This is a genomic window from Methanobacterium alcaliphilum (assembly GCF_023227715.1).
GTDB lineage: Archaea > Methanobacteriota > Methanobacteria > Methanobacteriales > Methanobacteriaceae > Methanobacterium_E > Methanobacterium_E alcaliphilum.
Genome location: NZ_JALKIF010000002.1, coordinates 87,080 through 101,465 on the forward strand (window position 1 = coordinate 87,080; position 14,386 = coordinate 101,465).

A 14,386-nucleotide genomic window follows, 5' to 3' on the forward strand; every position below is an offset into this window, starting at 1 on the left:
AATCACCGTATCCATATATAGAAAACAAACCTGCCTGCAATAGGTTTGGTACCTTCTAAATCAATTAGATTTTCAGGCGTACCTTTCGGTACTCTAATAATGTAAACATCCAAATTACTTCCAGGTTTACTGGCCACCTGTTTAAGCACCACACTGTTATCCTGTAACTGAGTTGCATTCTTTAAGATAGTGGAACCATAAACAGCAGGATCGATTTTTTTTCTAATGAATGTAGTACCGCCCTGGAAATCATTCTGTCGGACAACCGCTATATTGTTGATTTCAACAGAAGCGGAAGTAATATCCTTATTATAAACTAAAACATAATAATCATAAGCATTATTATACGCAATATTAGTCTGGAAGGGGTTTGGTGGATTAGAGTAATCCCTGGGCTGTTTATTATATCTTATCCCCACACCTTGAGAAACAATAGTAAATTTCGAAAGACGTACCAATCGCTCAATTCTTACAATATTAGAAGCAGACCCATTATACGTCCCTAAAGAATAGTATTGAGAATTATTATTTACAGTTGTAATATTGATGTAATATCCATATGGGCTTCCCACCATTTCCTGCATAAGCGTCGTATTCAACGCCCCTAATTTAGCAGGATCAATATAATTCGGTATTGGAGCTTTAGCTCGTGAATCGTAAGTAGCTAAACCAGGTGAATAAGGATTACCTAATGTTTGCCAGTCGTAAGGTTGACCTGATGTTTCCAGCAATGATTTAACTGTATCTGCTCCAACTCGATCCAATGAAGTTTGAAATGTTGTTTCTTGAGTTAGATAGTACATACTATCCATATTAGCTGCTGCCATCCCCAGTATTATAGTAATCGGTATTAGTGCTAAGAGTAAATCTAAAGAAAACGCGAAACCCCGTGAATCATCTTTTAGTTGCCTCAGATACATGCCCCCATGTAAATATTAATAATTTTATACAACATATAGTCTATTTAATAACATTTATATAACTTTTCTTTCTTATTAATATATATAAAATAGTTTAATAAAATTGAAACAATATTTTTTAATATATTCATTGATAAAAAGGCGTAGATATTATGGACAAAAGGGGACAGCTTACTGCTGAATTTATTTTAATAGTTGGTTTCATAATTGTAATTGTCTTATTAGTAGTCTCATATATTGGTCCACAGGTTGAACAGAATTCCGTTATGGCTGCGGCAAGAGAAGGAGCTTCTGCTGCAATTGCTAATATTGATATTGTAGATATTAGTGTACAGCCCATAAGGGTAACCAGTTTACAAGTTACCGGTGATACTGATAAAACAGTACGAATTCTATTTTCTGGAACTATACCCGAGAATTACAAAGCAGTTATTATGAATAAAACAGTTAATACAGTTGTAGAACAAGGATTTACTCAAATAAACAATAGTTCAGTTAAAGGGAACAATTTTGTTTACAATTTTATAATTGGATAAATCCCTAAATTCTTTTTTTATTTATGGAGAGTTTATTAATCTTTAATCTTGAAAAAATAAACCTTAACTAGCTATTCATTTATATAAAATAATAATTAGTTAATTTTAAAAAAACAGAAGATATTAAAAAAAATTAAAATTAGAAATCATGAACTTTTTCAATGATTTTAACTGGTTTGTTTCCATTCATATTAAATGTACTTCCTCTAACTTCTAATTTAACCTGTTCTCCTTCTTTTAGATCAATTCCATTGTTTTCCACTAAATATAGGTCTGGTTTTACATTAGATTGGATATCATATTCAACCTTTACATGTGAAGTATTGCTTCCGACTTCAATTATTTCACCATAGGTAAAATCCCGGTGATATCTAATTCGGAATATGAGAAATACTGCTAAAACAGCTAAAAGTGCGAATATGAGTACTGAAAATGAAGGGAAAAACTGGAATGGAAAAGCCATGGTTATGGCAGAGTTTCCTGCTACAATTACCAAAATAAAACCCACTGCTATATACATCAAAAAGAAATCCCTATACGCATTAAAGTCATCCGGGTACATTAATTTGATTTTATTGTAAAGAGTATAAACCGTTAAGGCGACCAAAGCTAATCCGACAATTGCAAAAATAATGAATGAAATAAAGTTAAAAACAAAAAGTACAGAAACTATTAAAAATGATCCTGCCATAATCTGCAAGCGTAGAATAGTATTTTCCTTTTCTTTTGAAGAAAACTTCAAACCTTTAATCATTATAGTGCCGTCTGACTCCTCTAAAGATTTTGGAACTTTAACCATTTCTTCATTTTTAAGTTCATTCTTTAATTCTTCAGAAGGTGAGTATTTTTCATCTCTTTTAGTCATATTAGAAATTTTATCAACAATTTCTTCATTTTTAATTTGATTAACAGTTTCCTTTACTTTTTCAGGGCCGGTCCTCTTTAGATCCAAATTCTTAATTCGGCTGGGAAGTTTTATAATTTCAATAACTATGGTTCCTGTAAATGAAAAAATTGATATTATTATATCACCAAATCTGGAAAAAAAACTCATAGAATACCTCGAAAAAATAGTTATGTTACATTATAAGTAATAGAAGATCCAACTGGCCAGTAAACAATCACCGTGCGCCATCCTTCAGTAATGGAAACATTTTTATTTACAATATATTGTGTGGTAGCATTTACAAATTTAGTGCCATTAGATAGCGTAGTATTGAGTCCAATAGTATAATTGGAAGCTCGAAGAGTAGTTGTCTGAGGGAAATAAACAGATATTGTCCTTTTTGCTCCAGGACCATTAGCATATACCATGTCTACTGCTTTTGCAATATTTTCAACCGCATTTTTTGCATCTGATGCTGTTGAAACATCGTTACTGGCTTGAAGCGAGTTACTAACCAGAGGTATAGTAATAGCAGTGAACATCAATATTATAACCAGTACAAGTAACAAATATTCAACAGAAACTTGCCCTCTTGAATCTAACCCTTTCATCATACTAACTATGTCTCCCTATCATATATAACAATTAAGTTTTTAATAAACTTTTATAAACATTTTATGATTAAATTTTGGATTGATTTTTTTATTCTTTGTCTCAGTTACACCAGTAACTGCACCAGTTGGAAGAAAATTAAGGCCAAATCTCCAATGAATAATGAAATTAATAGGCCTATGAATATTGATGGTGCAAAAGGTACACCTCTTTTTACCCGGAATTTATTTTCTAATTTTTTCTGACTAACCATATCTTTTAGTAGATCTATATTTTCATCAGTTAATCCAGCCGCTAAATTACCAATCAATAATTTACCTTTAGGTGCCGTTAAGGTGCTTATATCACCTGTTTTTGCTGCTTTTTTAAAACCAGAAAACATACTACTATCATCAAAGAAAACTTTGTCATCCTTTTCATATAAACAATGGGCCATTATCATTCCGTCTCGCAGCTTATCTACTTCCAAATCATCCTGCAGAGCCTGTCTATTCACAGAGGTTAATAATTTCCTTATTATTCCAATAATAGTTATGGAAATAAAGACTACTACTATCCCCGTGATTGCCAATTCAAAGCTTTTATAAATAGCATAAACCGTGACGATTGAAACCAGCACGGCCTTTACCCGATTGGGCAACCTGGAAATTGTCATAGTCAATAGATAAATCAATATTAATGATAAAATCAAAATCTGGAATGGTAGAAATGGCGTTATTAAAACAGTTATGGTTACTGAAGAAGTGACAACCAATGCTAAGACCATATTTTTTTTGTAATCTTTTACAGGAGATGTGAGTTCACTTATTAAATGCCTCTTTTCATTATATGCAATGTAAAATACAAATAATAATAGAAATGGGAAAGTAGAAAGAATACTGTTAATTATTAATGTAAAAGGGAACGGATAGTAAGCTAAAATTGGAAATGATGTGTTTAAAAAGGTGTAATTAACTATTAATGGTTGAAATGGTAAAATAGCAGCTAGTGCTGTGAATAATTTTACATCTCCACCGGCCCAGGCACCAAGTTTCCAGAATGCATATCCTAAAACAAAAATAGTTCCAGTAAATAACAACGTATAAACTAAAATCATTATATTTCCAAGTATAAAAGCATTAATTCCATTAAGAAGGATTCCTATGCCAATTAAAGGAAATGTAAGTTTGTTTGGGATTATTCCCTTTTTTAAATCACTGTAAGATGCATAAAAACATGCAATTATGGCTATAAAAGTACAGCTTAGAGCAATATATGAAATCATGACTATCACTTTAATAATATCATTACAATAATTAAATTACCGATTAAATAATTATTATCAATTAATTCTATTTAAAATAAGGTATTTAATGGTTATTATTTAAATATATTTCAAATTAAAAATACTAAAAAAAGGAAAACTGTACCAACTCTTTACTTTAATCTAATTAAATAGTAGTCATTACAATAACCAAGTGAATGTTTATTCAGCAAATAATAAATCAGTAACAGGTAAATCTCATGAATTTTTCCAGCAATCAGTTCTTATTCATTTTTGTATCTGTGGTATTCATATTATCCATAGGGATTTTTATTAGAATGGATTCAATTGGTCTGGAAGGAGTTTCATTAGATAAAAAAGAATTTTATAAAGACACACATGGACAACAGTACATGTATGATATGGATTCTTATTACAACTACCGTTTATCAAATAATTTGTTGAAAAACGGAGCGTTGGGAGATGCAGTTTACCAAAATATAGAATGGGATTTGCATTCCTATTATCCTCCAGGAGTTCCTCTGGATTACCCTCCACTTATTGCTTATCTTACAGTTTTTATCTATAAATTAATCAGCATTTTTCATCAAACAGAATTAATTAACGTGTGCTTTTTCATTCCAGCATTTATTGCACCTCTTGCCGGAATTTTTGTTTTATTTTTTATATACCGAATGAAAAACGACACAAATGGATTTTTAGGTGGATTGGCAGCAGGATTATTAATGGTTTGTGCTCCTTTCTATTTCATGAGAACCGTGCCCGGGTTTTTCGACACAGACATGTTCAATCTCTTATTTCCTATTATTATTGTGTGGTTTTTATTTGAAGCTATTCGAGCAAATGAAAAAGAAAAGCAAGTTATTTTTACCGGGTTATCCTCGATTTTTATGCTATTTTTTGCTTTAGCCTGGAATGGATGGCAGTTTCTCTACTTCATGATATTAATCGCAGCATTAATTTTTTATATAAGTCAAAATCTTAAAAAACAGGTTTCTTTTAGTATAAAAAATAAATCCCACATCCCATTTATATTTTTATTATTATCCTTAATCATCATTGTTTTAGTAAATGGAGTAGAAAATTTAATAAAAATTGCTTCTGGCCCCATAGAAACCCTGAAATTGACCTCAAATTATATTTGGTACCCCTGGCCAGATCCTTATAACTTTATAAGTGAACTCCAACCTCCGGAACTTTTAAATGTTCTATGGGGGTTGGGGCCGGGCTTAATAGTGGCCGGGGTTATGGGGATAGTCATTCTTGTTTATAATTATTTTAAAGAAAGTTCTAAAAAAGCTCCTGAATTGAAATTTTTAATGATTTTACTAATAATATGGACAATAGCTTCAATATTATCACTATTTAAAGGCATTCGATTCGAAATAATGTTAATTGCACCATTGAGTATTGGTGCAGGTATTTTTATTTACATGCTCGGTGATTATCTGGATAAAGTACTTTATAAAACTAAAGAGAGGCGCCTAAATTACAGTAATTTGATCTTCATAATCCTTTTAATTGGTTTATTGGTGGTCCCCTCTGTTTTAATAGTCCAGGAAAACTATAAAAATCTTACACCTCGGGCCAACGATAACCTATGGGATTCAGCAGTATGGATTAAAGAAAATACTACAAATAATACAGTAATTATATCCAATTGGGTTCATGGACATTTTTTTGCTACTGTATCGGATAGACCAGTAGATTTTGACGGTCGTTTAGGTTACATTGAAACATTACCCGTTAGAAGCTGGCAATATCAAGGTTCTTCAATTAATATTAAAACACCGAATGTATATCGTGAATACTGGCAGGACAAAGTTTTTTCAACATCTAATATTACTCTGTCTAAAGGAATACTAAGAATGTTAGCAACCAGTGGAGACAATGCCTATCTTACCCTTGAAGAATATACTCAAAATCCCGCAGAAAGTGTTAAAATATTAGAAGATATTTTAGGTCTTGATAAAGATCAAGCTTATTCATTACTTACCAAGAAATATCTTATCCCTTCTCAAACTGCGCATAAATTATTGGATTACACTCATCCATCACAGGAAAATCCATACATTTTTGTAACCTATGATTCACTGATAGAAAAAGGTTACTGGATATTCTATTACAGTAATTGGGATTTTAAAAAAGCCAAAGGTATTAAAACCATATATTCCCCTGGATATTTGATTAGAAAAGATAGTAATCTACTAGTTTATGATAATGATTTATTGGTTAATCTTTCCAGAGAAAATGCAACATGGCAAGATAAAAAACCAGCAAAGCTTGTAATTATCCAGGAAGATGAAAAAGAGAAAATAATTGAACCGGATAGTGATTTTAATATTTATATACTCTTAAATAATGATAGAAGTATTGTTCTAGATAAAAAATTTGAAAATTCGGTTTTTGTTAAGTTAGTATTAGAACAAGATATTAATAGTGAATTCAAATTACTTTATAAAAAAGGAGACGTTCATTTGTGGAAAGGATCTTGAAAAAAAATTATTAAAAATCGTGAATTCATCTGAGAATTCATGATTTTATTTTTTATGATCTACAGTTGCCTGCATAAATGAGACAAAAATGGGATGTGCTCGGTTAGGTCGGGATTTAAATTCTGGATGGAATTGGCAACCTAAAAACCAAGGATGATCTTTTAATTCAATAATTTCTACTAAAAAGTCATCTGGTGAAGTTCCAGATATTTTAAGACCCTTATTTTCAAGTTCTTCACGGTATTCATTATTTAATTCAAATCTATGTCGGTGGCGCTCCTCAACCATATCCTCTTGGTACGCGGTATGGGCAAGGGTACCTTTTTGAAGTTTGCAATCATAAGAACCTAATCTCATGGTTCCGCCCATGTCTTTGATTTTTTTCTGCTCTTCCATCATATCAATTACAGGGTAAGGTGTATCCACGTCAAATTCAGTGCTGTGTGCTTCTTCCAGTCCATGGAGTCTTGCATATTCAATAACCATACACTGCATTCCTAAACAAATTCCAAATAAAGGCACCTGATTTTCAATGGAGTATCTTACGGCATCTAGCTTTCCAGAGATTCCCCTTTCACCAAATCCTCCAGGAATCAGTAGTGAATCTAAATCTTTAAGTTTTTCCGTATTTATAGAATCTTCAGCACTAATCCATTCAATTTCTACTTTGGCCCCTACATGTGCCGCGGCATGTTTTAGTGATTCCCTGATACTCATATATGAGTCTTCAAGTTCTACATATTTACCAACAATACCCACACGTACTTTGGGTTCTTCTTTTTTAAGTGATTCTACGATATTCTCCCAGTCAGATAGGTCATGAGAGTTTTCATCTATGCCTAATTTAATCCTATTGATTATATATTTCCCAACGTTTTCTCTATCCAGAACCAATGGCACTTCATATATGGATGAAGCATCTGGCGCATTTACAACAGCATTAGGTTCTACGTCACAAAAATGAGCTATTTTCTTTTTTAAAGGAGTGTCAATGGGTTCTTCAGAACGGCATATAATCATATCTGGAATGATACCCGTACTGCGCAGTTCCTTGGTGCTGTGTTGTGTTGGTTTAGTTTTGAATTCCCCTGCAGCTTTTAAATGAGGAACGTATGTAACATGGACAAACATTACATTGTCATGGCCTTCTTCATTACGAAGCTGTCTTAAAGCTTCTAAAAATGGTTGGCTTTCAATGTCCCCGACTGTTCCTCCAACTTCAACCAATACTACATCAGCCTGAGTTTTATCCGCCATTTTTCGAACCATTTGTTTAATCTCATCGGTTATGTGAGGAATTATCTGAACACAGGAACCTAAATATGATCCCTTTCTTTCTTTAGTAATAACAGACATGTAAACTTTCCCAGTGGTTATATTGGATTCACCTGAAAGGTTAACATCTAAAAAGCGTTCGTAATGACCTAAATCCAGATCAGTTTCCATACCATCATAGGTTACAAAAACTTCGCCATGCTGATAAGGATTTAAAGTACCAGAATCCCAATTTAAGTAAGGATCTATTTTAATAGCAGTTACATCAAGCCCATATGATCTCAAAATACGCCCAATTGAAGCCGCGGTTATTCCTTTTCCAATTGAACTTACAACCCCGCCAGTTACTACAATATATTTAGCCAGATAAATCAACTCCTTAAATACAATTATATATCATTAATAAAATTAAATGAAAATGACATTATGTTCATTAATTAAAGAAAAATGATGACAATATACGATTTTTCACTGTAAAAAATATTTATCATCAAGGATTATTAAATAATGTTTAACATTTTTTAAATATTATCAACTTTTTTAAATATGACCTCAGAGTAAATATATTTTTTTATTCCAATTATATATTATTCCCCACTCAAAGTTAGACTAAAAAACCCAACTATTTTTACAATAAGTTCCTAAAAATCCACAAATAAAATAAAAAAATGAATTTAATTAAAACCCATTGATTAACTTATTTATTAAATTATGGGCTTTTCCCATTCCTAATATTCCATTTTTTGCATCAAATTCATCATATTTTTGCACTTCATCAGCATCCAGTCCGGGTGAATAAACTGCATAAGGAACAGGATCCATAGTATGAGTTTTCACTGCAATAGGGGTAGCATGATCTGGCAGTAATGTCAATTTGTATTGATCAAATGATGGTAAATGGTCAAGTAATGGGCCTAATATTTTTGAGTCGATTTCTTCTATACCCTTTATTTTTTCTTTTATATCTCCAGCATGTCCTGCCTCATCAGGAGATTCCACATGTACAAATACAATATCATGGTTCTCTAAAGCTTCTAAAGCATATTTTCCTTTAGCTTTATAATCTGTATCAAAGTAACCCGTTGCACCAGGAACGTTAATATTATCCAAACCCAAATTAACACCAATCCCTTTTATTAAATCCACCCCCGTTATTGTTGCGCCTTGAAGACCATAATTTTTCAAAAATGAATCCATTTGAGGTTTTTTACCCTGCCCCCACAACCATATCATATTAGCAGCTTTTTTACCATTTTTAATCCTTTTATGATTTATCTCATGATTTAATAGTATTTTTTGGCTTTCTTTCATGATCTTATTAATTATGACTGCGTTCTCATCATCTGTAGGCATAGATAAGTGATCTAGTATAGGTTCTCCCACTATATCGTGAGGTGGAGTAGTTTTTAGATTTGATGATTCTTTTTTAGAATAGACAAAAAGGTTTCGGTAACTTACCCCTGGATAAAAAGTTCCGTAATCGCCGAAGCTATTATTTAATTCATGTATAAGCTCAGTGGACTCTTGAGTACTGATGTGTCCTGCATTAAAATCAGCTAGAATTCCTTCTTCATTAGTAATGAAATTGCAGCGAAAAGCCACATCATTTTTATCTAAAGAAACGCCCATGCTAGATGCTTCTAAAGGTCCACGGCCAGTATAATATTTCTCAGGATCATATCCCATAATAGCCAGATTTGCCACATCTGAACCAGGTTCCATACCATGAGGTACAGTCTCAAGCAGACCATTAACACCTCCTCTTGCAACTTCATCCATATTAGGTTTATTTGCTGCCTGTAATGGAGTTTTATTATTTAATTCTTCCAAAGGATAATCTGCCATTCCATCTCCAATTAAAACTACGTATTTCATAAAAATCTTCCAAGTAAAATTTCTAAATTAAATTTGTATTAATAAATAAAATAGATGAAAAATAAGAAAATGAATATCTTAGAGTTATACCTTCTTATTTCTCCAAATATTAATTATATCGCTCAAAATAGCGGAAGCTGTTTCGATTGACCCAGCACCCCTACCTACAACTGTTACCTCATCAGCCAGATCAGTTTTTAATGTAGCCATATTTAAGGTACCTTCTACTGCATATGGAGAATCTTCTCGAACTAAACGTGGAGAAACAGTTAATGAATCTTCAGATATTTCCGCCATGAGTTTAATTAGATATCCATCTCTTTTTGCAATTTCTATGGCTTCAGCAGTTATGCGAGAAATTCCTTCAACTTCCACATCATTTAAGGTGTAGTTTAAGCCCATGATAGAATTAGCCAAAATTACAGATTTACATGCTGCGTCTATACCTTCCACATCCTGGGTGGGATCAGTTTCTGCAATACCCAGTTGTTGGGCTTCTTGCAGGGTCTGTTCATATGATGAACCTTCCCGGGTCATTCTAGAAAGGATAAAATTAGTGGTCCCATTTAATATTCCTAAGATGGAATTAATTTTGCATCCCGAAAGTGTATCATGGGCAAAGTTTATTATTGGCATAGCCCCGCCCACTGAAGCCTCATACTTTAATTCTACTCCCTTTTCTCCTGCAAGATCCATCATTTCACTAAAAAATAGGGCTAAATGTCCTTTGTTAGAAGTTACCACATCTTTATTATTTTTCATGGCTTTAATGATTAAAGATTTTCCAGGTTCTCCGTCTTCAATATTAGTTGGTGTGACTTCTATCAAGCAGTCATAGTCCAATTTATCCAGAACTTCCATACCGTCACAATGGGGAACACCATATTCTGGATAATCACTTACTTTTCCAGTTTCTGATTTTGTTTTCAGAAGTAAATCTGTATTAATTCCTTGTTCATTAATAACAGCACCCGACGAATCAGTGACTGCTACTAATTTTAATTCCAGACCATAATTTTTTTTAAGATAATCATTTTTTTGAGAAATTACATGGGCCACACCACGACCTACAGCACCAAAACCCATTAAACAGATACGCATTAAAACTCCTCCCCAATAAATATTCCAATTTATATTTAAGTACCTTCAACTAATTAGAATATTTTATACCTCACTGATAACTAAGAAATCTTTTTCAAGGCTAATGTTATGGATTTTTTCCATTACCTTATCTTTTTGGCCATAATCAGCTTCCATAATTATTTTTGCTGATGAATCGAGAGGTTCTTCGGACATCTTCAAAGCAAGATCTACAACCCTCACTCCATTTAAATGGTTAATCTGATCCATGGTATCCTTAACATCCCTATCTACAATATTACCAATTAAAATTGTTGTTATTTTTTCTTTAAGGACAACACCATCAACTTCCATTACATTAATGTTAAGTTCAGCCATTTTCTGCAGGACAATATCCAGTGTTTTTTCATCACCTTCAATAGTTATTTGAACAGGTACTAATCCCCTTTCTGTTTTTATATCTCTCTGATGAATTACAGTAACTATATTTGCTCCTAAAGCACCAATTGGGTCTAAAACAGCAACTAGTTGCCCTGGAACATCTTGAAGTTCAAGTACCATGTTCATGCGCATTGTATCTCCTCTTTAAATTAATTTATTTAATGATTTTTGTATATCAGGAATCAGCAAATAATATAAAAAAATAATATCTTTTAAATATTAAAAGACAACCAAACAAATGAATTATTTAGTCCATTTACTTTTTTCAACAATTAAATTGCCATCTTCATCGATTTTGGCATTTCTAATTATTTTTTCCGGATCTTTATCTTCAGCATTATCCTCACGAGAACGGTTCAAATTATCCACAATATAGTGAGTTTCTTCTAAATCAGGAATATCTTCCAGAGTTTTAGAAAATTCCTGAAGGATTTTTTCTGCTTCTTTTTCGATTTTCATTTCATCCATCCATAAAATTGAATATATGCATTTAAATCAATCATCATATATTTTCTATAAAATTTGATTTTAATGTGAAATATATTATTGATATTAATTTATCATCAGATATATTAGATTTAATCTAATTAAAAACCTCTCAGTTTTTTCATATAAGACTCCTGATTGAAATCTTTAAGAACTTTTTTTATAAGGATTTTATTAATTCCCGATCCATATTGGGCTGCTTTTTTGGGTCTCTGTGCAATGAACTCGGGTACCCCAAGATCAACAGCTACTTGACGCAGCATATGTTTACGGATTTTATCATTTTCATCTAATATCTTATACTTAAAAGGTATATTAAATGCTGCTTTTATAACTTCCCTATCTAAAAATGGAACCCTTAATTCCACACCATGGGCCATGGTTACTGCATCATCCCTCTGCAGATTAACATGATAAATATTGGCAATATCTTTTTTAAGAACGTCCTGAGTATCTTCACCTTTTTGTGAATAATCCATTAAATAGCGATTATATCCTGCAAATAGCTCGTCAGCGCCTTGTCCAGTCAATACTACTTTTTGATGATCTTCTTTTGCCATTTTAGCTGCCAGGTATGTGGGCATACCCACCCCAATTTTCATTACATTGAATTCTTCTATAGCTGATAAAACTGGTTCGAGATTATATTTTACTACGTCTTCAGTGACTATTTGGGTTCTAATGTCCAAATTTAAAATTTCAGCAGCTTTTAAGGCGTAGCCCAAATCCTGCGAATTTTCACTTCCCACGGTATAAAGTGTTGTCTTAACTGGTAGATTCTTTAGGATGCAAGCCAGTATGGTACTATCAACTCCTCCAGAGAAAATCAAGCCCACATTTTCTAAGCCAGTTATTCTTTTTTCAACAGATCTAATTAAAGCATGTTTAAGGTCCCTTTTTAATAATTCTGCATCAATCTGCTGAAGGTTAAATGTTTTACTTTCCGGGTCTTTTTGATATGGTGGGGATCCATTTAAGGGGAGTTCTTCTACACTTATAAGTTGATCATTTAATCTAATGTGACCTGGAGGCAGGGTATGTACTTCCATTATACCGATTTTCCAGAGTGCTTTTTTCTCTGAAGCAAAAGCTTTTATTTTTCCTTTTATTTCACCATAGTATAATGGCTTTACACCTACTGGATCTCGACCTAATACTAAATTTTGACCATCCCATAATGCAAATGCGTAATCCCCATCTAATTTCTGCATAGTCTTCCGTATAGATGATAATAAATTTTCCCCTTCAAAACTGTTATTTAACTTTAAAATTACTTCACAATCAGAATCTGTGGTGAATTCTTCATTAAGTTCTTCTTTTATCTCTCGGAAATTGTAAATTTCGCCATTACAGACCAATACTTGATTATCCTCAATAATTGGTTGAGATGATTGGCATCCCACTATAGATAATAAGTTGTGTCCCAAACCAACTGATCCTTCAGGAAAATCCATTTGTTTTATTTCACCATGCAAAACTTCCCCATCTATAAATAACCCAGAACCATCGGGTCCCCTGTGTTTTAGAGAGATTAAAATGTCTTTTAAATCTTTAGATATATCTTCTCCAAAAATTCCAGCAATAGCACACATAATAATTCCTTTAGTTTAAATATTTATTAAAAACAGTTTTTGATTTATCATGAATTAGGTTTTTATATATAATATAATTATTACTGGAGTTTTAATAAAAACTTTTTTAAAATAACGATTGATCTGAAGTGAAACATAGGACTAACCATGATTCAACTTCTAAATAATTTAACCATCCTCATTTATCGAAAATATATAATATAGCACAACTAAACCGATTTAAGGCCATTAAATGGGCTATTAATAAGAAAAAAAATTTAACTTTAAAAAAATAATGTGGATAACGTCGATAATTACGCCTGAAAAAGTAAAAATCGTCTTAAGAATTAGTTTATTATTGATATTTCAATAATCAAAAAAATTACTTTTTAAATTAATAGTAAATGACAGGTATCATTTTTTTCAGGAACATCAAAGCTAACAAATTAATGTAAATTAATTTATAATTAATCGCAATCCGAAACATTTGATCCTAAGCAGGCACTGCAGTTGGAAGGGATATTATCTTTTTCTTTATGAAGTTGGCACATAATATCCTCAGCCTTAATTAATTTACAGATTTGACAAGTACGAGGTATTATGTCTATTTGACTGGCCCTGCCTTCCTTTAAATCAAGAGCAAATTCTTTAATCATTTTTTGAATTTGATCATTAAATTTGATACCATGTCCTCTTTTATCACTGATATATTGAGACACAGCAGGTTGAGTAATATCAAGTAAATCAGAAATTTCTTTCTGTTTCATTCCTAACTTAAGGAGTTCTTTAGCTAGTTCAGATCTGATGGTGGGAATAACATACCATACTACCATTTCACATGGAGGTTTCACATTTATCACTTTATTGTTGATTTATAAATTTTTTATATAATAAATAATAATTTGAATAATTTTAGAATAATTCTCTTATCTAATAATATACTAT

13 protein-coding genes are annotated in these 14,386 nt (G+C 32.0%); 2 read left to right on the plus strand and 11 right to left on the minus strand.

Annotated elements, in window-relative coordinates; genetic code table 11:
- Nucleotides 1-2: 2 nt before the first annotated feature.
- Nucleotides 3-920, minus strand: coding sequence for a hypothetical protein (locus tag MXE27_RS01690; RefSeq protein ID WP_248610667.1), 918 nt, complete (start codon nt 918-920; stop codon nt 3-5).
- A 152-nt stretch (nt 921-1,072) separates the two neighbouring features.
- Between MXE27_RS01690 and MXE27_RS01695 the strand changes: the two genes are divergently transcribed.
- Nucleotides 1,073-1,456: a hypothetical protein gene (locus tag MXE27_RS01695; RefSeq protein WP_248610668.1), complete on the plus strand. Its 384-nt coding sequence runs from the start codon at nt 1,073-1,075 to the stop codon at nt 1,454-1,456.
- 139 nt (nt 1,457-1,595) lie between these two features.
- Here MXE27_RS01695 and MXE27_RS01700 read toward each other — a convergent pair whose 3' ends face one another.
- The 3 genes from MXE27_RS01700 to MXE27_RS01710 form a co-directional block, all read right to left on the minus strand.
- Complete coding sequence (locus MXE27_RS01700) at nt 1,596-2,510, minus strand: DUF2101 family protein (RefSeq protein WP_248610669.1); 915 nt, start codon at nt 2,508-2,510, stop codon at nt 1,596-1,598.
- Between the two features lie 20 nt (nt 2,511-2,530).
- Nucleotides 2,531-2,956 carry a class III signal peptide-containing protein gene (locus tag MXE27_RS01705; RefSeq protein ID WP_248610670.1) on the minus strand — a complete coding sequence of 142 codons (426 nt, stop codon included), beginning with the start codon at nt 2,954-2,956 and terminating at the stop codon, nt 2,531-2,533.
- 104 nt (nt 2,957-3,060) lie between these two features.
- Nucleotides 3,061-4,218 (minus strand): A24 family peptidase C-terminal domain-containing protein, encoded by a 1,158-nt coding sequence (locus MXE27_RS01710; RefSeq protein ID WP_248610671.1) that lies wholly within the window; start codon nt 4,216-4,218, stop codon nt 3,061-3,063.
- A 239-nt stretch (nt 4,219-4,457) separates the two neighbouring features.
- Here MXE27_RS01710 and MXE27_RS01715 point away from each other — a divergent pair, with 239 nt between their 5' ends.
- A complete protein-coding gene (locus tag MXE27_RS01715; RefSeq protein WP_248610672.1) occupies nt 4,458-6,713 on the plus strand; it encodes a dolichyl-diphosphooligosaccharide--protein glycosyltransferase subunit STT3 in 2,256 nt (751 codons plus the stop codon).
- A 45-nt stretch (nt 6,714-6,758) separates the two neighbouring features.
- Here MXE27_RS01715 and pyrG read toward each other — a convergent pair whose 3' ends face one another.
- From pyrG to MXE27_RS01750, 7 genes are all read right to left on the minus strand, one after another.
- Nucleotides 6,759-8,363 carry a glutamine hydrolyzing CTP synthase gene (pyrG, locus tag MXE27_RS01720; RefSeq protein WP_282730436.1) on the minus strand — a complete coding sequence of 535 codons (1,605 nt, stop codon included), beginning with the start codon at nt 8,361-8,363 and terminating at the stop codon, nt 6,759-6,761.
- A 303-nt stretch (nt 8,364-8,666) separates the two neighbouring features.
- Nucleotides 8,667-9,863: a cofactor-independent phosphoglycerate mutase gene (locus MXE27_RS01725; RefSeq protein WP_248610673.1), complete on the minus strand. Its 1,197-nt coding sequence runs from the start codon at nt 9,861-9,863 to the stop codon at nt 8,667-8,669.
- 84 nt (nt 9,864-9,947) lie between these two features.
- The gene (locus tag MXE27_RS01730) at nt 9,948-10,964 is read right to left on the minus strand and encodes a homoserine dehydrogenase (RefSeq protein WP_248610674.1); all 1,017 of its coding nucleotides are present in this window, start codon (nt 10,962-10,964) and stop codon (nt 9,948-9,950) included.
- 63 nt (nt 10,965-11,027) lie between these two features.
- Nucleotides 11,028-11,516 (minus strand): amino acid-binding protein, encoded by a 489-nt coding sequence (locus MXE27_RS01735; RefSeq protein WP_342765976.1) that lies wholly within the window; start codon nt 11,514-11,516, stop codon nt 11,028-11,030.
- 111 nt (nt 11,517-11,627) lie between these two features.
- Entirely contained in the window at nt 11,628-11,843 is a 216-nt protein-coding gene (gene gatC, locus MXE27_RS01740; protein ID WP_248610676.1) for an Asp-tRNA(Asn) amidotransferase subunit GatC, read from the minus strand.
- 128 nt (nt 11,844-11,971) lie between these two features.
- Nucleotides 11,972-13,462: an asparagine synthase (glutamine-hydrolyzing) gene (gene asnB, locus MXE27_RS01745; RefSeq protein WP_248610677.1), complete on the minus strand. Its 1,491-nt coding sequence runs from the start codon at nt 13,460-13,462 to the stop codon at nt 11,972-11,974.
- A 446-nt stretch (nt 13,463-13,908) separates the two neighbouring features.
- Nucleotides 13,909-14,292, minus strand: coding sequence for a transcriptional regulator (locus tag MXE27_RS01750; protein ID WP_248610678.1), 384 nt, complete (start codon nt 14,290-14,292; stop codon nt 13,909-13,911).
- Nucleotides 14,293-14,386: the final 94 nt, after the last annotated feature.